This window comes from Nonomuraea sp. NPDC049625 (assembly GCF_040675285.1).
Classification (GTDB): domain Bacteria; phylum Actinomycetota; class Actinomycetes; order Streptosporangiales; family Streptosporangiaceae; genus Nonomuraea; species Nonomuraea angiospora_A.
In genome coordinates this window covers 131,310-149,746 of sequence record NZ_JBFAOQ010000017.1, presented here as the reverse complement: position 1 = coordinate 149,746, position 18,437 = coordinate 131,310, and the positions used below count along the sequence as shown (strand labels likewise).

The window sequence follows — 18,437 nt, the reverse complement described above, 5'->3', positions numbered from 1 at the left end:
TGACGGATGTTTATCCCGCCGGAGAGGTGAGGCATTGATCTAGACGGCACTTCCCCTTTTGCGAAGCCCCCAGCAGAACGAGAGCCACCGCCCTAAATAAAATGGACGGTGGCTCTCGTTCTTGCTTTTCACATAAAAACGCCGCGACGGCCGCCTTTCGGCGGCCGTCGGCGTGTCCTCCGGCATCAGCTGGCGTTCGCGAGCGTGACCCCCGTCCGGCCGCTCCGCCTGGCGGCCGAGCCGACCGCGGCCAGGGTCGCGTCGACCACGTTGGTGTCCACGCCCACGCCCCAGACCGTCGTGCCGTCCACCTTGCACTCGGCGTAGACCGTCGTCTTCATGCTCGTGACGCGCTCGGTGCCGTCGGCCCGGTGCACCGCCCGCACGTCGACGCCCCAGGGCGCCATCGTGGCGCCGATGGCCCGCACGGCCTGCTCCTGCTGGCCGTCCATGTGGAGCGTCGCGGTGATCCGGTCGCCCCGCCCCAGGGTGTCGGTCCGGGCCTGGCCGGTGAGGTACTCCTGCTCGAACAGCGCCCAGATCTCGTCGGGCGTCAGCTCACTGCCCCGTGCCTCCGCCCGGGCCTGGACCAGCCCGGCGAACTCCCGCTGCAGCTCGCGGGGCAGCCGCATTCCGTGCCAGGCGCTCATGACGTACGCGATGCCGCCCTTGCCCGACTGGCTGTTGATCCGCACGATCGCCTCGTACGTGCGCCCGACGTCCTTGGGGTCCACCGGCAGGTACGGCATGCTCCACGGCATCTCGTCGACCTCGACGCCGCTCTCGCCGGCGGCCCGCTCCAGGTCGTCGAAGCCCTTCTTGATCGCGTCCTGGTGCGAACCGGAGAAGGCGGTGTACACGAGCTCGCCGCCGTAAGGGTGCCGGGGGTGCACGGGGATCTCGTTGCAGAGCTCGACGGTGTCGCGGATCCGGTCGATGTCGGAGAAGTCGATCCCCGGGTCCACCCCGTGGGTGAACATGTTCATGCCGAGCGTCACCAGGCAGACGTTGCCCGCCCGCTCGCCGTTGCCGAACAGGCACCCCTCGATGCGCTCGGCCCCGGCCAGCAGCGCCAGCTCGGACGCGGCCACCCCCGTGCCGCGGTCGTTGTGCGGGTGGATGGACAGGCAGACGTGCTCCCTGCGGGAGAGGTTGCGGTCCAGCCATTCGATCTGGTCGGCGAACACCGAGGGCAGGGAGCGCTCGACGGTGGTGGGGAAGTTCAGGATGATCGGGCGGCCGGGGCCGGTCTCCCACACGTCCATGACCGCCTCGCAGACCTCGAGGGCGAAGTCCGCCTCGGTCTCGTTGAACAGCTCGGGCGAGTACTGGTAGCGCAGGTCGCAGTCCGCCAGGTCCCGCTCGGCGTACTTCATCATCAACCGGGTGCCCTGCACGGCCAGGTCCTTGCACTGGGCGCGGTCCATGTTGAACACCACGCGCCGGAACAACGGCGCGGTCGCGTTGTAGAGGTGGAACGTGGCGCGGGGGGCGCCGGCCAGCGCGGTGACCGAGCGCTCGATCAGCTCGTCCCGCGCCGGTACGAGCACCGAGATCCATACATCGTCCGGGATGCGGTCCTGCTCGATGAGCATCCGGACGAAGTCGTAGTCGTCCTGGCTGGCCACGGGGAATCCGACTTCGATCTCCTTGTAGCCGAGGTCGACGAGCAGCTCGAACATCCGCAGCTTCCGGGCCGGCGACATCGGGTTGGCCAGCGACTGGTTTCCGTCGCGGAGGTCCGTCGACAGCCAGCGGGGCGCCGCCACGATCCTCTTGTCCGGCCAGGTACGGTCGGGCAGGGCCAGCGGGGTGAAGTTCGAATAGCGCTCGACGGGACGGGTCGGGGCCATCGTGAATCTCCTTCGCAGGTCTCATGGTGTGGCTCTAGGAGATCTCCGCACTCAACGTACAAGCGGCGACGGGCCCGCGAACAGGTCGGGGATCATGAGAGTGCCGGTCCTGACCAAGGGATTCCGCAGGGGTATCGAGAGTGCGCGCCCCCGGTATCTTTCGACGCACCCCCCTTCTCCGGCCCTTGCCGGCCCTGCACACTCCGATCATGGCGACTATCGAACCGGCGATCCGGCGAGGCGGTCTGTGTTTCGCGGAGGCGCGGCCTACAGTGCAGTTCATCTTCCTGCTGCGCTTCCTCACCGGCACGGCGCTGTGCGCCTCGGTCGCCGGCGACGACGGCCACCTGGGCAGAACGGTCTGGGGCGCCGCGGCCTGGGTGATGATGATCTTCGCCGTCTACCTCTTCAACGGCGTCATGGACGTGCCGGAGGACCGGCTCAACGGCTCACGCAGGCCCATCGTCCGCGGCGACCTGCCGCCGGGCTTCGCCAGCGCGGTCGCGATCGGGGCGGCCCTGCTGTCGCTCGCGGCCGGCTTCGCGCTCGCGCCGCTGATGGGCGGCATGCTCGCCGTCGTGCTGACGCTCGGCTACCTCTACTCGGGCCCGCCGTTCCCGCTCAAGCGCAGCTCCGGCGGCACGGTCCTGACCGGAGGTGTGGCCACCCTGCTCACCTACTACGGGGGCGCCTTCTCCTACGCGAGCGAGATCAGGAGCTCGCTGATGCTGGTCGTCTTCGTGCTCGCCGCCTCGCTGTGGACCGCTCTCGTGGGCTCGACGACCAAGGACCTGCCCGACATCGAGGGCGACGCCCGCGCCGGGCGGATGACCTTCGCGGTCATGCACGGCGAGCGCGTCCTGCGGCTGACGATCTGCTGCACGGCGATCGGGCTGGCGCTGGCCTTCGCCGCGGCCGTCCTGCTGCTGAAGCTCCCGCTGTGGCCGTCCGCGCTCGCCATGATCGGCGGGGCGCTGGTCATCACGGTCCTGTGCTTCAAGGGCCGCCGCCGCGAGCCGTACGGCGCCTTCATGGCCACCCAGTACGCGCTGCACGGCCTGGCGATCCTGCCGCTCCTCCTCATCTGACAGGCGGACCGGCCGATCAGACCGCGCAGTCCGCGCCGGTCGAGCCGGGCGGGAAGGCCTCCTCCACCCGCCGGCACACCGTCTCGGTCAGCAGGAGCCTGACGGAACCCACGTTCATCTCCAGATGGACCGGGTCGCGCGTGCTGGGCACCGGCACCACGTCCGGCCCCCGCGACAGCAACCAGGCCAGGGCCAGGCGGCCCGTGCTGACGTCCATGTTCGCCGCCTCGGCCTGCAGCCGCCGGAGCATCGCACCGTTGCGCGGGAGGTTGTGCGGCGAGAACCGGGGATCCGCCCGGCGAGGGTCGGCCGGGCCGAGCCGCGAGGGCGACAGGCTGCGCCCGGTCAGGAAGCCGCGGCCCAGCGGCCGTCCGGCCAGCACGCCGATCCCGAGCTCGCGCGCCACCGGCAACTGGTCGAGCTCGACCGTACGGTGCCAAAGGGAGTATTCCATCGCCAGGGCGGCCATCGGATGGACCGCGTGCGCCCGGCGGAGCTCCTCCCCCGTCACCCCCGACAGGCCGACGTGGCGGGCCTTGCCCGCGGTCACCAGGTCCGCCAGCTGGTGGGCGGTCTCCTCGACCGGTACGGACGGCTCCTCGTGGCTCGCGATGTAGAGGTCGACGTAGTCGACGCCCAGGCGCTTCAGCGAGGCGTCGCACGACTGCGCCAGCTCGCCGCAGCCGGTACCGCGCCGGACGGTCCGCGTCGCCAGGAGCACGTCCTCGCGCCAGGGCCGGACGGCCTCGCCGACGAGCCGCTCGACCTCCCCGTCGGCCTGGTCGTCGGACATGTCGAGCAGCGTCACGCCCACGTCGAGAACGTAGTGGATCAACGCCAGGGACTCCGAGCGGTCCACGTCGCCGTACACGCCTGAGAGGGCCAGACACCCGAAGCCCAGACACGAGGTGATCAGCCCCGCATCGCCCAGCCTTCTGCTGTCCACGACACTCCCCTCCATTTGGCCGTCACGTTATACATACGATCTGCGGGCCGCGATTGTGCCACAACCCCTATCCCCCCTGTGGGCGGATGAATAAGGGGAGAATCTTTCCCGTTTAAGCCGCCTGACACAGAACGCAACGATCAGTTATACACCCAGTTAATGGAGCTGCCCACCGCGCGGACTCCGCGCGGTGGGCAGGATCTGGGAGGGGTTAGCGGACGGTCGGGCTCAGCTCCAGATCGGTGGGAAGATCCGATCTCTGAGTGATTCCGAGCTTGCGATAGATGCGCGTCAAGTGCTGTTCCACCGTACTCACCGTGATGAACAGCTTGGCCGCGATCTCCCGGTTGGTGTAGCCGACCGAGGCCAGGCCGGCGACCCGGCGCTCGGCGTCGCTGAGGATCGCCACGACCCTGCTGATCTCCGCGTTCTGCCCGTCGCCGGCGGAGGAGCCGTCACCGGCCAGCGCCTGGCTCAGCGGCTGGGCGCCGCACTCCTGCGCGAGGATGCGCGTACGGCTGGCGATGATGCCCGCCCTGCGGAACTCCCCGACGCTGTGGAACGCCTCGGTGAGCTCGAACAGCGACCGGGCCAGCTCGTAGCGGTCGCCGCAGGCCTGCAGCCGGTCCGTGGACTGCCGCAGCAGCATGGGCCGGTGCCGGAGCTCGCTCGTGGCGGCCAGCAGGCGCAGCGCGACCCCTTGCGTACGGGAGGCCATGGGGCCGCAGCGCGACAACTGCTCCTCGACCAGGGAACGGGCCTCGTCGTGCTCGCCCATCCGGATGAGCGCCTCGGCCGCGTCGGCACGCCAGGCGATGAAGCCCGGCGTGTCCATCTCCCACTCGCCCATGAGCTCGCCGCAGAAGCGGAAGTCCCGCAGCGCCGCCGCCGGATGGTCCACGGCCAGGTGGTAGCGCCCGCGGGCGTGCAGGTAGTGCAGCCCGAAGCGGGTGCGCAGCATGGCCTCCGGGACCGCGGTGTTGACCTGGGCGAGCGCCTGGTCGTACTGCCCCATGGCCGTGCTGGCCAGCATCAGGTTGGCCAACGGGGAACCCACGGTCACCCCCCAGCTGGCCGGCGGGATGAGCTCCAGGGCCAGGCGCGCGGACGAGGCCGCGGTCTCCAGATCGCCGCGCCGCATGGCGATCTCGGCACGGATCGCGGTGAGCCGGGCCCGGCGGGCCGGCGCGCTGCGGGACTGCGCCTCCTCGATGAAGGCGTCGCACCACGGCGCCGCCTTGTCCGGCCAGCCGCCGTAGGTGAGCGCGAGCAGCGAGCTCTCCACCGTGTCCATGGACATCTCGTCCAGGCGGGAGCTGTGCAGGATCCGCTCCACCGTGGCCAGGGTGCGCTCGCGGGGACCGCGGGTGAGCACCGAGGTCAGAGCGTTGATCGCCTCCAGCCGCCGGCTCACCCGCACCGGTAGGACGGCCTCCTTGTTCTGCTCGGTGGTCGCCCTGTTGACGTGGGCGAGCAACGGCGGCGCCGAGGCGCGCAGCCACAACCGGGTGCCGACGAGCTCGGCCACGGTCTGCGGCTCGGTGTCGCCGCTCTCCTTCAGGTGTTCGAGCACCTGGCAGGCGTCGTCCACCTTGCCGTGCCAGAGCAGCGCCCTGGCCAGGACGACCGCGTCGCTGCCGCGCAGGGTGCCGTTGTGCAGGGCGTCGGTCAGCTCGGCGATGTGCTCGGCCGGGGTGCTGGGGTTGATGCGCCACTCCGCGCGCATCAGGAGCGTGGCGATGGTCGTACGCCGCCGCTCGTCCGTGCAGCAGCGCCAGGCGAGCTTGAGATAGTCGACGGCCTCGTCCACGAACCCGTCGTCCAGCCGGTGCAGCGCCGCGGCCTCCAGCACGGGGACGGCCCACGGCAGGTCGGTGGCGTCGGCGCCGACCAGGTGCTCGGCTATCGCGACGTCGTCGGCCGCCTCCAGGTGCAGCAGCTCGGCGGCCCTGCGGTGCACGCTGCGCCGCATCTCGTCGCCCAGCTCGGCCAGCACCGTCTCCCTGGCGATCTCGGCCCGGTAGTGGCCCGACTCCAGCAGGCCGGCGGTCTCCAGCCAGCGGGTGGCCTGGGCGACCGTCGTGCCGTCCGCGTCGACCAGGCGCTGCAGGAGCTCCGGGTCGTCCAGCACCGCGAGCCAGCCGGCGACCTGCAGGAGCGCGGGGTCGGCCCGGTGCAGGCAGGACAGCACGGCCTCGCCGTAACGCTCGGCGGGGGCGCCGCCGCTCGTCCCGAAGTCCTCGATCAGGCCCCTGAGCAGGAGCGGGTTGCCGCCGCTCAGCGCGTACCAGTCCGGTGCGACGGCTTCGGCCGCCGCCTCGCCCAGGTGCTCGGCCGCCATGCTCACCACCGCGTCGTACGACAGCGGCGCCAGCCTTACGGCCGTGCAGTGCGGCTGGCGCAGCATCTCGGTGGCGAAGAAGCCGTGGGTGTGCGGCCGGTAGTCGGTCTGACCGAACACCGCCATGAGCGGGGAGTATCTGGCCCTGCGGACGAGGTAGGACAGGCAGAGCAGCGAGGCCCTGTCGGCGAGGTGGACGTCGTCGACGACGATCACCAGCGGGTGGCGCTCGGCGAGCGAGAGCAGCACCGCGGACAACGAGTGGACGATCTGGGCGTCCACCTGTTCAAAGCTCTCCCCCTTCGCGGGGGAGGCCATCTGCGCGCCCTCTCGCAGCAGGTCCGCCGCGAGCGCGCGTACGTCTTCCTGTAGCGGCGCGTTCTGGAAGAGCTGGCCGAGCACGCCCAGCGGCAGGTCGCTCTCCGCCCGGGTGGCCGAGGCCACCAGCGGCAGCGCGCCGTGCTCCAGAGCCTGCTCGGCGAAGGCGTGCAGGAGCTCGCTCTTGCCCGTCGCAACGACTCCCGTCACCATTGCGACCCGGCCCTTGCCGCCCACGGCCTCGGTGAGGAGACCTTGCATGGAGGCCATGGCGGTGTCTCTTTCGTACAGCCCCATGTTGGACACCCCTTTTAGAAAGGCAATTTCCGGCCGGAAGGGGTTCTGAGGTCCAAGGAGCCATTCAGCTCTTTTTTCGGCTTCGAATTCACGATCCGTCGGACTTGCCGCATGACCCTCAACCTCTTCCGTATCCGGTTATGGGTTGACGGTCATCACGTTAGGTGTCAGTTCGGGGTGCCCACAATATGGCTTATCCTTAATAACGCCCGCCGCTCCACACGGACCAGTCCGTCTCCAACTTTCGGACCAACGGGTGGTCCGAGTCGATCGGCCGGGCGGTCGCCTCGGTGGGGCGCCTCGGTGCGGCACCAGGCCCTGGGCCACCGTCCGCGGCCCCGCGGCCAGGGGTGGGCCGAGGCCCGGCCGTCCCGGCGAAGCGCTTGAATCATTTATTACCCACGCGTCAACATTGACCGAGCAGCGTCAATGTGAGCCGTGCTCATGTCGATCTGGGCCTTACCGACCGCGGCAGCTTCACATCTCACAAACGACCCCTATTGGACGGTGAGCACAAGATCGACCCCGCCTCCCCGGGCTCCGGAGGCCCCCGCCGAGCCGCCACGAGATAGGGCACCCTAAGTCACGAAATATTGACATTCCTACGTCGCAGGCATTCCCACTGGTCACAGGGCTCGCGAGCCCGGAGCGCAGCCCTGCGGCGCCTCGGGGCCTATGTTCATACAGTTGCCTACTCATCAGTGTTGACCCAAGATGTAAGCATTCGTGCATTTCCAAGGGGACATGGTGGGAGAAATTGCGCAAAGGGGCGAGCATGATGCCACGGGGACGGCGAATCTTATCGAGGAGTGTCGAGCCGACATACTGAGCAAGTACGAGCAGGGACTGGCCTCGATCGGCAGCGTGCTGATCAGGGATCAGCACACGAAAGCCCAGGTCATGGCTAACGCGGGCGAGATCCTGACAGAGATGGCCGGCACGCTGCGAGCAGGTCGCTTGCTCGACGACGAGACGTCCCGTTTCCTGTCCTGGGACATCGGCGTGTCCAGAGCGTCCGCCGGTATCCACCCGAGAGAGTCCCTCCTGGCCGCGTCGGTCTTCTTCCGCGCCGCATTCACTACTCTTAGTCACCGACTTCAGGACGACACCCAGGCCGCCAGGCTGCTCAGGCTTGTGGTGACGGCTCTGGAACAGAGCATCTCCCTGCGGATCAGAGAGGCTTCAAGCAGCTACACCGGGTTCTTGCTGAACCAGGTGACCGAGGCGCAGATGGCCGAGCGCCGCCGGATCGCCAGGGAGTTACACGACCGCATCGGCCACAGCCTCAGCGTCGCCCAGCGCCAGCTGGAGCTGTCGAACCTCTACCGGCCGTCCGAGCCGGCCAAGGCGCTGGCCAAGCTGGAAATGGCGCAGCAGGCCATCCAGGAGACGATGTGCAGCCTGCGCCAGGTGACCTCCGACCTCCACCCTCCCGACGGGAGGACCCTGGAGAAGGGACTGCTCGGCTACCTGGACGTGATCGGGACCGACGACGTACAGGTCGAGCTCGTCGTCAACGGCGACCAGAGCTGGGCTCCCCCGATCGTCAGCGAGGAGTGCCTGCTCATCCTGCGCGAAGCGGCCCGCAACGCGCTCACCCACGGAGACCCTTCGACCATCTTCATCAGGATCGACGTCGCGCCGCACGAGCTGATCGCCTCCGTGATCGACGACGGCTGCGGCTTCGACCCGAGCCAGCAGGCGCCCAAGGGCAGCCTGGGCCTGTCCTCCATCCGGGAACGCACCCAGCTGCTCGGCGGCACGGTCAACATCGTGAGCGAACCCGGCAAGGGGGCAAGGGTCGACCTCGCGGTGCCCATCCAGAGGCGACCCGATGATCAGGAGTGAACAACCGACCACAGTGGCCATCGTGGACGACCACGCGCTCTTCCGCGAGGGCCTCAGGGAGATCCTGGAGTCTCAGGAGGGGCTGGTCGTGGTGGGCGAGGCCGGCACCTCCAGCGGCGCGCTCAAGATGGTGGCCGACAAGAAGCCGGACATTCTCCTGCTCGACGTGGAGATCCCCGGCGACTCCGCCACCGACACCGTGACCCGCCTGCGCATCCAGTCACCGAACACGCAGATCATCATCCTGAGCATGTACGACGGACCGCAGCTGCTGCACCGGCTCCTGGCCGCCGGCATCCGCGGATACCTGCTGAAGAGCGTCCACTGGCACGAGCTGGTCTCGGCCATCCGCAGCGTGCACGACGAGCCGGAACGGGTCGTGCTCGCCGTCTCCCGCGAGAGCCTCGCCCAGATGGAGAGCACACCGTCCGAGGTGCTGACGAGCAAGGAGCGGGAGGTCCTCGAGCTGGCCGCGCAGGCGCTCAGCAACCGGCAGATCGCCGCCCGCATCAACACCACGGAAGCCACGGTGAAGCGCCACCTGCGCAACATCTTCGTCAAGCTCGGGGCCGCGTCGCGCATCGACGCCGTCAACCGGGCGATCGACGCCTCACTGATCACACCATCACGGACACGATCCGACAATTAACCCCAAATCGCCATATATCTGTATAAATCAGACCCCCTTCCCGGGGTAGGTTCACCCCGCAACCGTCTCCGGAGAGCCCGAGAAGAAGCGCCCGAACATTTTCTTCCGCGAAGGCCCTGCCTAGCGTGGAATTGTGAACACCAATGCATTCATCGGGAGCATCCTCCCGCCGTGGGTGGTGGCGGTCGACACGTTCGACGACCACGACGCGGTGCTCTTCCCTGCGGAAGAAGAGGTGATCAGCCGATCGGTGGAGAGCCGGCGCAAGGAGTTCGCCACGGCACGCATGTGCGCCAGGACCGCAATGGGGCTGCTCGGCCTGCCCGAGCAGCCCATCCTGCCGGGCGTGCGCGGCGAACCTCAGTGGCCGACGGGCTTCGTGGGCAGCATCACCCACTGCGCCGGTTACCGCGGCGCCGTCCTCAGCCCCGGCACCGACACCATCACGATCGGCATCGACGCCGAGCCCAACCAGCCGCTGTCCTACGGCGTCCTGGAAGCGGTCTCCCTGGCTGAGGAGCGCAAGTCGCTGAGCGCGCTTGCCGCCGACTACCCGGACGTCGCCTGGGACCGCCTGCTGTTCTCGGCGAAGGAGTCGGTCTACAAGGCCTGGTTCCCGCTGGCGAAGCGGTGGCTCGACTTCGAGGACGCGATCCTCACCTTCAACCCGGTGCAGGGCACGTTCTCCGCCCGGCTCCTGGTGACCGGGCCACACGTGGAGGGCCGGCAGCTGATGGGCTTCTCCGGCACGTGGAAGGCCCAGGACGGCCTCATCGTCACCGCCATCGTCAAGGCCTCCGGCCCCGCCACCCGCCGCCACCGCGCGGCGCACAGGCGCCCCGCCGCCCAGCCCGTCAAGGCCTGACCCGGCCGGACGGCGCGGCCCACTCCTGCCGCGCCCGATTCCCCATCTCCGGCCGGGTACCGGGCGTTTCGCGCGCCCTCCTCTCCCCGCGACCGCGAGGCGCGTGAACGGCTCCGGCGGCGGCACGTGAGGACCCACCGACGCGAAAGCCCGGCACAGAGGCCGGGCATGCGATTGACGGTGGCGTTCAGGCGACCCGCCACCGTCACGAGGATGCGAGGTCAGCTGTCCTTCGCCGTCCAGCGGAACGTCTTCAGGCACAGCAGCAGCGCGCCGACGCACCAGGCGCCGAGCACGAGGGCGGTCATCGGGAGCTGCCATGAGCCGGAGGGCTCCAGCGCCGCCGCGTGTTCCGGCAGGAACACCGAGCGCATGCCCTGGGTGATCCACTTGAGTGGGAACAGCGACGCGAAGAACTGGAGAATGCCCGGCACGTCGGAGAAGGGCATGAAGACGCCGGAGCAGAACTGCACGATGAGGAACGGCAGCGTGATCACCGCGTTGGCCCCGCGCGTCGACTTCGGCAGGCTGCCGGCCGCGATGCCCAGCAGCGCGCAGGCCGTACCACCCAACAGCAGGACCCAGGTGAACGTCAGCCACCGGTCGAAAGAGGTGGGCACCTGGATGCCGAACAGCAGCGCTCCCACCGTGACCAAGATGGCCACCTCGGCGACCATGCACACCAGGACCTGGATGACCTTCCCGCCGAAATACGCCATCCGTGGCAGCGGCATGCCGTAGAGCCTCTTCAGGGTCCCGTCATGGCGTTCCAGGGCGATGTTGATGCCCAGGTTCTGGAAGGACGTGCCCATCACGCCGGCGCCGATCATGCCGGCCGTGAGGATCTGGGCCCCCGTGATCCCGGCGATGGCCGGCTTGTTGATCTGCATCGCGCCGAGCAGCATCAGCATGATCGCCGGAAGCGAGAAGATGACGATGAACTGGCTCTTGGTGCGGAAGAAGCTTCTGAGCTCCAGCCCGCCGCGCTTGAGCGCCAGGCCCCAGGCGCCGGGCAGGCCCACCGAGCTCGCGGCGGGGATGCGAGTCGTCGGTCTCGACATCGTGGTTGTCACGGCTGGTCTCCGATCAGGCCGAGGTAGATGTCTTCGAGGGTCGGCCGGGTCACGGCCAGCTCCGGGATCTCCCCCTCGAACTGGCGGCCCAGCTCGGCGACGACCTGCGTGGGCGTCGCCGTCTTCACGCTGCGCTCCCCGTCCGGGCCGGCCCAGCTGACGGTGGCCATCGCCTGCGCGCGGCCGGCCAGCGTGGCCGGCTCCCCCAGCGCGACGACCTTGCCCCCCACGATCACTCCCACCCGGTCGGCCAGCGCCTCGGCCTCGTCCAGGTAGTGCGTGGTCAGCAGGATGGTGGTGCCCTCGTCGGCCAGCTGCGAGATCAGGTCCCAGAACTGGCGGCGCGCCACGGGGTCGAACCCGGTGGTGGGCTCGTCCAGGAAGACCAGCTCGGGATTGCCCACGACGCCGAGCGCCACGTCGACCCTGCGCCGCTGGCCGCCGGAGAGGTGGCGGGTGCGGACGTCGGCCTTGCCGGTGAGCCCGACGAGCTCGATCACGTGGTCGGGGTCGCGCGGGCTCGGGTAGTAGGTGGCGTAGTGGTGCACCATCTCCCGGACGGTCATCTCCGCGGCGTCGGTGGCCGACTGCAGCACGATGCCGAGTCTGGCGCGCCAGGCCCTGCCGGCCTGGCCGGGGTCCTCGCCGAGCACGCTGATGTCGCCGGCGTCGCGGCGGCGGTGCCCTTCGAGGATCTCAACAGTGGTCGTCTTGCCTGCGCCGTTGGGGCCGAGGAGCGCGAACACCTCACCCCTGGCGATGTCCAGGTCGACGCCGTCAATGGCGACCACGTCGCCATATCGCTTGCGCAGCTCACGTACCCGCACCGCTGTATCGCTCATACCCATCAGGGTTGGGGATCGGCTCCGCCACCGACACCCCTATTTAGGGTTTCACCTGGTCAAACGTCTAAGCCGCAGGTCGGACCCCAAATCAAGGAGCTGACCCCCTATCAACCGTTCGGAGGATGTCGGAAGTCGCGGCCACCGATGATTCTGTAAACATGACAGTCATCGAAATCGAGGGCATGAGTAAGAGCTACCGAGGCAAGCAGGTTCTCGAGAGCGTATCCCTGAAGGTGGAAAAGGGCGAGATCTTCGGGATCGCCGGCCCCAACGGCGCGGGCAAGACCACGACCGTGGAGTGCATGGCGGGCCTGCGGCAGCGCGACGGCGGTGTGCTGCGCGTGCTGGGCCTCGACCCGCAGACCGACCGGCGCCGGCTCCTTCCGCGCGTTGGCGTTCAGCTGCAGGAGGCGGCGCTGCCGGACGCGCTCAAGGTGGGCGAGGCGCTGAAGATGTATGCCTCCTTCTACGAGAAGCCCGCCGACTGGAGGGCGCTCATGGACGAGTGGGGGCTGACCGAGCGGCAGCGCTCCAGCTTCAGGAGCCTGTCGGGCGGTTGGAAGCAGCGCCTGTTCATCGCGCTGGCCCTGGTCGGCAACCCGGAGGTCGTCTTCCTCGACGAGCTCACCACCGGTCTGGACCCCTCGGCCCGCCGCATGACGTGGGGCCTGGTCCGCGAGATCCGCGACCGCGGGGTGACCGTCGTGCTGGTCACCCACTTCATGGACGAGGCCCAGGCGCTGTGCGACCGCATGGCGATCATCGACCAGGGCCGCGTCATCACCCACGGCACCCCGGGCGAGCTGAAGGCCCAGGGCCGTACCGAATCGCTCGAGGACGCGTACTTCGCTCTGACGGGAGGGCAGGCGGCATGAGAGGCATCACTCAGGTCATCGCGGTCGAGCTCAAGCTGATCGCACGGGACCCCATGTCGGCGTTCTTCGCGCTGGCCTTCCCCGCGATCATGCTCTGGGTCAAGCTGCGCAACGGCGGGTCCCTTCCCAGCGGGCTGTCGCTGGCGGACGCCAACGTGCCCATGCTGACCACGTTCGTCATCGGCATGGCCGCGCTGGTCATCCTGCCGGCCACGGTCGCCCAGTACCGGGAGCGCCTGGTGCTGAAGCGGCTGCGGGCCACGCCGGCCTCGCCCGGCATGCTGTTCGGCGCCCAGTGGGTCGCTCACATGCTGCTGGCCGTGTTCGGCACGGCGCTGCTGGTGGCCATCGGCTTCTTCGTCTACGGCGCGTCGGCCCCCGCCAACGTGGGCGGCGTGGTCGTGGCGTGGCTCCTCGCCGCGCTGAGCCTCAGCGCCATCGGCTTCCTGCTCGGCGCGGTGGTGCCCTCCGGCCGCGGCGCGACCGTGATCGGGCTGAGCCTGTTCTTCCCGATGGTCTTCATCTCCGGCGCCATCATCCCCCGCGAGAGCATGGGCGGTTCGATGCGGGCGATCGGTGACCTGACCCCCATGGCACCCGCCGTCCAGGCCATCCGCGCCGGCTGGGAGGGCCAGGCGCTGTCCCCGATCTCGCTGGCCGTCATGCTCGCGATCTGCCTCGTCGCCGGCGGCGTCGCCATCAAGGCCTTCCGGTGGTGAGCAGCGTCGACCGTGAAGGGCCGGGGCCGGTGGTCACCTCCACCGGCCCCGGCCCTTCACGATGGGACCGGGTCTGGCCCTATCTGCCCTACCTGTTCATCCTGCTCCCGGCAGGCTTCTCCCTGCTGCAGAACTGGCGGCCGGACACGCTGGTCCTGGCGCTGTTCGCGATGGCCTGGCACTGGTTCATGGTCGGCGCGCACCCGGAGTGGATCAAGCACCACCTCGTCGCGCTCGTCTACTTCGCCGTCCTGCTCGCCGCCATCGGGGCGCTGGTCAGCATCGACTCGGTGTTCACGGTGGCCGGCCCGGCGGTGTTCATCCAGTCCTTCGCGCTGCTGCCCCGCTGGTGGGCCTACGCCGGGGTGGTCGCGACCGCGGGGGTGCTGGTCTCGATGCGGCCGGAGGCCGGGCGGAGCCCGGGCCAGATGCTCTTCTCGTTCCTGGTGGCCGCGCTGGTCGCCTCCGCGGTCGGCCTGGTCGTCCAGACCATCTCCGACCAGAACGAGAGCCGCAGGGTGATGATCGCGCAGCTCCAGGAGACCGGCGCGAGGCTGGCCGCCCTCGCGGCCGAGAACGCGAACCTGCAGGCCCAGCTGCTGACCAAGGCCCGCGAGGCCGGAGTGGTCGGGGAGCGGCAGCGGCTGGCCAGGGAGATCCACGACACGATCGCGCAGGGTCTGACCGCCATCGTCACCCAGGTGGAGGCCGCCGAGGAGGCGCTCGACGACGTCAAGGCGGCTCGTGCCCGCCTTGACACGGTTCGCATGCTGGCCAGGGACAGCCTGAAGGAGGCCCGCCGGTCGGTGCAGGCCCTGCGCCCCGCGCCGCTGGCCGAGTCGCAGCTGCCGGCCGCGCTCCAGGACGTCTCCGGCAAATGGTCGCAGGCCAGCGGCGTGACCTCGTCCCTGGAGGTCACGGGCGAGGCCCGGCCGCTGCACGCGGAGGTGGAGATCACCCTGCTGCGGGTGGCGCAGGAGGCGCTGGCGAACGTCGCCAAGCACGCTTCCGCCGGACGAGTTGCCCTCACTCTGTCGTACATGGAAGATGTCGTGGTGCTGGACGTACGCGACGACGGAGCCGGTTTCGCCCCCGAGCCACCGGGCCTGCCGGCCGCGCACGCCTCCGAGGCGGGCGGTTTCGGCCTCCTGTCCATGCGCCAGCGCGTGACCAGGCTGGCGGGCGACTTCCAGATCGAGTCGGCCCCCGGCGAGGGCACCGGCATCTCCGCCGCCGTCCCCGCCATCCCCGCCGAAACGGGCCTCGAGCCATCCGACCGATCCAGAAACGCCGGGTGAGACATGCCGATTCGGCTGATCATCGTGGACGATCATCCGGTCGTCCGCGACGGGCTGCGCGGAATCTTCACCGACGACGAGTTCGAGGTGGTCGGGGAGGCGGGTGACGGGTTCGAGGCGCTGGCCGTGGTGGAGCGCACCAATCCCGACGTCGTGCTCACCGACCTGCGCATGCCGAGGATGAAGGGCGCGGAGCTCATCCGCCGGCTGCGCGAGCAGGCGCCCGACGTCCGCGTGCTCGTGCTGACCACGTTCGACGATGACGTGGACGTGCTGCCGGCCATCGAGGAGGGGGCGACCGGCTACCTGCTCAAGGACACCCCGCGCGCCGAGCTGCGCCGCGCCGTGCAGGCGGCGGCGCGCGGCGAGACCGTGCTGTCCCCCTCCGTGGCCGGCGTGCTGACGCAGAAGCTGCGCGCGCCGCGCCAGCAGCCTCTCAGCCGCCGCGAGCTGGAGGTCCTGTCGCTCATCTCCCGGGGCGCCACCAACCGCGACGTGGCCAAGCGGCTGTTCATCACCGAGGCCACCGTGAAGACGCACCTGCTGCACATCTTCGCCAAGCTCGAGGTCAACGACCGTGCGGCCGCCGTCGCCGCCGCCTACGAGACGGGCCTGCTCAGGCCGGGCGCCGACAGCTGATTAAGGGCGCCTAGGGGTGTGCCGCCCCTCCGGCCGCTTCGTACCGTGGAACAGGCGGCCGTTCCATCTCTACCCGAGGGCACCTTTCCTGCCCCGGACGCGACGAGTCAAGCGGTGTGTCAAATGTGACCACCGCATTTCCTTTTCCCCTGATGAATTCTTTCGCGTGCCGCCGAATCGGTTCCTGAAGATCGTCCGGAAGGATTTGGAGATGAACTCATGAACACGCTTGCCCTGGCCGACCCGAGGGCCGAGCTGGAGATCGTCGGCGGCAAGGGGGAGTCCCTGGCGCGCCTGGCCAGGGCTCGGCTGCCCGTGCCGGCGGGTTTCCACGTCACCACCGGCGCCTACCGCGACTTCGTGACCCGCCATGGTCTGCGCGAGGCGATCCTGTCCGGGGACGCCGAGGAGATCCAGGCGCTGTTCGCCGGGTGCGAGATCCCGCCGGAGATCGCCGAGGACATTCTGGCCTCGTACGCCGCGCTGGGCGAGGACGCCGCGGTGGCCGTCCGGTCGTCGGCGACCGCGGAGGACCTGCCGGGGATGTCGTTCGCCGGGCAGCAGGACAGCTATCTCAACATCCGCGGCGCCGAACAGCTCCTGGACGCGGTCAGGCGCTGCTGGGCCTCGCTCTGGACCGACCGCGCGATCGCCTACCGCGACCGCCACGACATCCCGCGGGACCAGGTGGCCATCGCCGTCGTCGTCCAGGAGCTGGTGCCCGCCGACGCCGCTGGCGTGCTGTTCACCGAGGACCGGGTCTCCCCCCACGACCGGCTGACCATCAACGCCGCATGGGGTCTGGGCGAGGCGGTCGTCGGCGGCCTCGTCACGCCCGACACGATCACCGTCGACCGCGCCGGCCTCACGGTCGTCGAGGAGCGCATCGCGTCCAAGGCCGTCATGACCGTGCGCACCCCGGACGGCACCCGGGAGGAGCCCGTCCCGCCCGCCAGGCGCGACGAGCCGGTCCTGACCTCGGCGCAGGCGACCCGGCTGGCCGAGCTGGGCCTGGCGATCGAGGAGCTGTACGGCCGCGCGATGGACATCGAGTGGGCCCTGCACGACGGGCGCCCGCACATCCTCCAGGCCAGGCCGATCACCGGCCAGCGCGAGGTGTGGAACGACTCGCTCCAGGGCGACTACCTGTGGACCAACGGCAACCTGGGCGAGGCCATCCCCAGCGTCATGACGCCGTGCACCTGGTCGCTCGTGCAGGCGTTCATCGCCGAGATCATGGTCGTCGGCGACCTCGGCGGCCACCCCATCTGCGGGAACATCGGCGGCCGCGTCTACATGAACATGAGCCTGACCGCCTCCCTCGGCAAGGCGCTCGGCATGACCAAGAAAATCAAGGACTCCCAGGAGCCGATCTACGGCAGGCTGCCGGAGGGAGTGGGGACCCCGCTGCTGCCGATGTCGCGCTGGCAGACCCTCAGGGCGGCCAGACCGATGGCGGGCGGCCGGCGCGAGATCCAGAAGCTCGTAGCGCGGATCCCCGAGTACATAGCGGACGCGCCCCGCCGCACGGAGGAGCTCCGCGCCATGATCGCCGAGAGCGACGACCTGGTCGCGCTCTGGCAGAGCGAGATCGAGCCCAGGTTCGACGAGTGCAACCGCATGCTGGCCGCCGCGGCCCGCCAGGACGCCGGCTCGCTGGTCTACCTCGGCGCCCGGCTGACGAAGCTGGTCGGGGAGGCGGACGCCACCGTGCTGATGTCCGGCATCCAGGCCAGGGACGGCCGGCTGGAGAGCCTCGGCCCGCTGCTCGGGCTGGCCCGGCTCAAGCGCGGCGAGATCTCCCGCGAGGAGTACGTCCGCAGGTACGGGCACCGCTGCCCGGACGAGTTCGAGGTCTCGGCCGCCCGGCCGGTGGAGGACCCGGCGTGGATCGACGAGCAGCTCGCCGCCCTCACCGTCGACCCCACCGAGCTGCTCGAACGCCAGGAGGCGGCGAGCGCGGCGGCCTGGCGGCGCTTCCGCGAGCGCCACCCGAGGCAGGCCGAGAAGTTCCGCCGCCAGATCGACCGCTGGGAGGCGATCGTCCGCTCCCGTGAGGAGACGCGGTCGGAGATGATGCGCGGCTTCTGGATGGTGCGCGATTTCGTCCTGCGTGCCGGCGAGGTGACCGGGCAGGGCGACGATCTGTTCTTCCTGACGGTCGAGGAGATCCTGGGCGTGCTGCGCGGCTGGAACCGGCCGCTGTCGTACGTCGCCAGGCGGCGGGCCACGTACGAGCTGTACAAGGCGCTGCCGCCGTACCCGGGCATCATCCGCGGCCGGTTCGACCCCGAGCGGTGGGCCGCGGACCCGCACCGGCGCGGCGACGTGTTCGACGCCGAGGACACGGCGGCGCCGCCGTCGCAGACCATCAGCGGCTTCCCCGGCGCGGCCGGCGTGGTCGAGGGGACCGCCCGGGTGCTGGCGTCGGTGGCGGAGGGCGACCGGCTGGGCGAGGGCGAGATCCTCGTGACGACCGTGACGAACGTGGGCTGGACGCTGCTCTTCCCGCGCGCGGCGGCGGTCGTCACCGACGTCGGCGCTCCCCTGTCGCACGCCGCGATCGTCGCCCGTGAGCTGGGGATCCCCGCCGTCGTCGGGACCAGGAACGCCACGATGCTGGTGCGGGACGGCGACCGGATCCGCGTCGACGGCAGCAAGGGCAGCGTCGAGGTGATCGGCGAGTCGGCGCGGGAACGGGAGGAGGCGCTCGTCCTGAGCTGAGGCCACGCGGAAGGCGCCGGGCTCTCCAGGAGCCCGGCGCCTTCGTGGTGTTCGGCCCG

14 protein-coding genes are annotated in these 18,437 nt (G+C 69.8%); 9 read left to right on the top strand and 5 right to left on the bottom strand.

Annotated elements, in window-relative coordinates; all coding sequences use genetic code 11:
- Positions 1 to 185: 185 nt before the first annotated feature.
- Positions 186 to 1,853, bottom strand: coding sequence for a 2-isopropylmalate synthase (locus tag AB0J87_RS49915; protein ID WP_350728270.1), 1,668 nt, complete (start codon positions 1,851 to 1,853; stop codon positions 186 to 188).
- 209 nt (positions 1,854 to 2,062) lie between these two features.
- On the opposite strand from AB0J87_RS49915, the gene AB0J87_RS49910 reads away from it, so the two are divergent.
- Positions 2,063 to 2,941, top strand: a complete 879-nt coding sequence (locus tag AB0J87_RS49910) for a UbiA family prenyltransferase (protein ID WP_350728271.1) — start codon at positions 2,063 to 2,065, stop codon at positions 2,939 to 2,941.
- A gap of 16 nt (positions 2,942 to 2,957) precedes the next feature.
- On the opposite strand, the gene AB0J87_RS49905 is transcribed toward AB0J87_RS49910, so the two are convergent.
- On the bottom strand, positions 2,958 to 3,887 hold the full coding sequence (locus AB0J87_RS49905; RefSeq protein ID WP_363979430.1) for an aldo/keto reductase: 930 nt from the start codon (positions 3,885 to 3,887) through the stop codon (positions 2,958 to 2,960).
- 211 nt (positions 3,888 to 4,098) lie between these two features.
- Positions 4,099 to 6,843, bottom strand: coding sequence for an AAA family ATPase (locus AB0J87_RS49900; RefSeq protein ID WP_363979427.1), 2,745 nt, complete (start codon positions 6,841 to 6,843; stop codon positions 4,099 to 4,101).
- Between the two features lie 900 nt (positions 6,844 to 7,743).
- Between AB0J87_RS49900 and AB0J87_RS49895 the strand changes: the two genes are divergently transcribed.
- The 3 genes from AB0J87_RS49895 to AB0J87_RS49885 all read left to right on the top strand — a co-directional run bounded on the left by AB0J87_RS49895 (position 7,744) and on the right by AB0J87_RS49885 (position 10,205).
- A complete protein-coding gene (locus AB0J87_RS49895) occupies positions 7,744 to 8,691 on the top strand; it encodes a sensor histidine kinase (RefSeq protein ID WP_355199580.1) in 948 nt (315 codons plus the stop codon).
- Positions 8,678 to 9,340 (top strand): response regulator transcription factor, encoded by a 663-nt coding sequence (locus AB0J87_RS49890; protein WP_355199581.1) that lies wholly within the window; start codon positions 8,678 to 8,680, stop codon positions 9,338 to 9,340. The genes AB0J87_RS49895 and AB0J87_RS49890 overlap by 14 nt, the downstream gene beginning before the upstream one ends.
- A 133-nt stretch (positions 9,341 to 9,473) precedes the next feature.
- Entirely contained in the window at positions 9,474 to 10,205 is a 732-nt protein-coding gene (locus AB0J87_RS49885; RefSeq protein WP_350728276.1) for a 4'-phosphopantetheinyl transferase superfamily protein, read from the top strand.
- A 221-nt stretch (positions 10,206 to 10,426) separates the two neighbouring features.
- On the opposite strand, the gene AB0J87_RS49880 is transcribed toward AB0J87_RS49885, so the two are convergent.
- Entirely contained in the window at positions 10,427 to 11,278 is an 852-nt protein-coding gene (locus AB0J87_RS49880) for an ABC transporter permease (protein ID WP_363979422.1), read from the bottom strand.
- Positions 11,275 to 12,120: an ABC transporter ATP-binding protein gene (locus tag AB0J87_RS49875; RefSeq protein WP_350728278.1), complete on the bottom strand. Its 846-nt coding sequence runs from the start codon at positions 12,118 to 12,120 to the stop codon at positions 11,275 to 11,277. Before AB0J87_RS49875 ends, AB0J87_RS49880 begins: the two co-directional genes overlap by 4 nt.
- A 161-nt stretch (positions 12,121 to 12,281) precedes the next feature.
- Between AB0J87_RS49875 and AB0J87_RS49870 the strand changes: the two genes are divergently transcribed.
- The 5 genes from AB0J87_RS49870 (at position 12,282) to AB0J87_RS49850 (ending at position 18,378) form a co-directional block, all read left to right on the top strand.
- Positions 12,282 to 12,998, top strand: coding sequence for an ABC transporter ATP-binding protein (locus AB0J87_RS49870; RefSeq protein WP_350728279.1), 717 nt, complete (start codon positions 12,282 to 12,284; stop codon positions 12,996 to 12,998).
- The gene (locus tag AB0J87_RS49865; protein WP_363979418.1) at positions 12,995 to 13,717 is read left to right on the top strand and encodes an ABC transporter permease; all 723 of its coding nucleotides are present in this window, start codon (positions 12,995 to 12,997) and stop codon (positions 13,715 to 13,717) included. Before AB0J87_RS49870 ends, AB0J87_RS49865 begins: the two co-directional genes overlap by 4 nt.
- Entirely contained in the window at positions 13,714 to 15,015 is a 1,302-nt protein-coding gene (locus tag AB0J87_RS49860) for a sensor histidine kinase (RefSeq protein WP_363979415.1), read from the top strand. The genes AB0J87_RS49865 and AB0J87_RS49860 overlap by 4 nt, the downstream gene beginning before the upstream one ends.
- 3 nt (positions 15,016 to 15,018) lie before the next feature.
- A complete protein-coding gene (locus tag AB0J87_RS49855) occupies positions 15,019 to 15,654 on the top strand; it encodes a response regulator transcription factor (RefSeq protein ID WP_185067987.1) in 636 nt (211 codons plus the stop codon).
- Positions 15,655 to 15,873: 219 nt separating this feature from the next.
- Positions 15,874 to 18,378: a PEP/pyruvate-binding domain-containing protein gene (locus tag AB0J87_RS49850; RefSeq protein ID WP_363979412.1), complete on the top strand. Its 2,505-nt coding sequence runs from the start codon at positions 15,874 to 15,876 to the stop codon at positions 18,376 to 18,378.
- Positions 18,379 to 18,437 lie beyond the last annotated feature (59 nt).

Bases quoted from the DNA above. Each gene is read 5' to 3' on its own strand.
- AB0J87_RS49915 (WP_350728270.1), bottom strand. From the start codon at position 1,853: ATGGCCCCGACCCGTCCCGTCGAGCGCTATTCGAACTTCACCCCGCTG.
- AB0J87_RS49910 (WP_350728271.1), top strand. From the start codon at position 2,063: ATGGCGACTATCGAACCGGCGATCCGGCGAGGCGGTCTGTGTTTCGCG.
- AB0J87_RS49900 (WP_363979427.1), bottom strand. From the start codon at position 6,843: ATGGGGCTGTACGAAAGAGACACCGCCATGGCCTCCATGCAAGGTCTC.
- AB0J87_RS49895 (WP_355199580.1), top strand. From the start codon at position 7,744: ATGGCTAACGCGGGCGAGATCCTGACAGAGATGGCCGGCACGCTGCGA.
- AB0J87_RS49890 (WP_355199581.1), top strand. From the start codon at position 8,678: ATGATCAGGAGTGAACAACCGACCACAGTGGCCATCGTGGACGACCAC.
- AB0J87_RS49875 (WP_350728278.1), bottom strand. From the start codon at position 12,120: ATGAGCGATACAGCGGTGCGGGTACGTGAGCTGCGCAAGCGATATGGC.
- AB0J87_RS49870 (WP_350728279.1), top strand. From the start codon at position 12,282: ATGACAGTCATCGAAATCGAGGGCATGAGTAAGAGCTACCGAGGCAAG.
- AB0J87_RS49865 (WP_363979418.1), top strand. From the start codon at position 12,995: ATGAGAGGCATCACTCAGGTCATCGCGGTCGAGCTCAAGCTGATCGCA.
- AB0J87_RS49855 (WP_185067987.1), top strand. From the start codon at position 15,019: ATGCCGATTCGGCTGATCATCGTGGACGATCATCCGGTCGTCCGCGAC.
- AB0J87_RS49850 (WP_363979412.1), top strand. From the start codon at position 15,874: ATGAACACGCTTGCCCTGGCCGACCCGAGGGCCGAGCTGGAGATCGTC.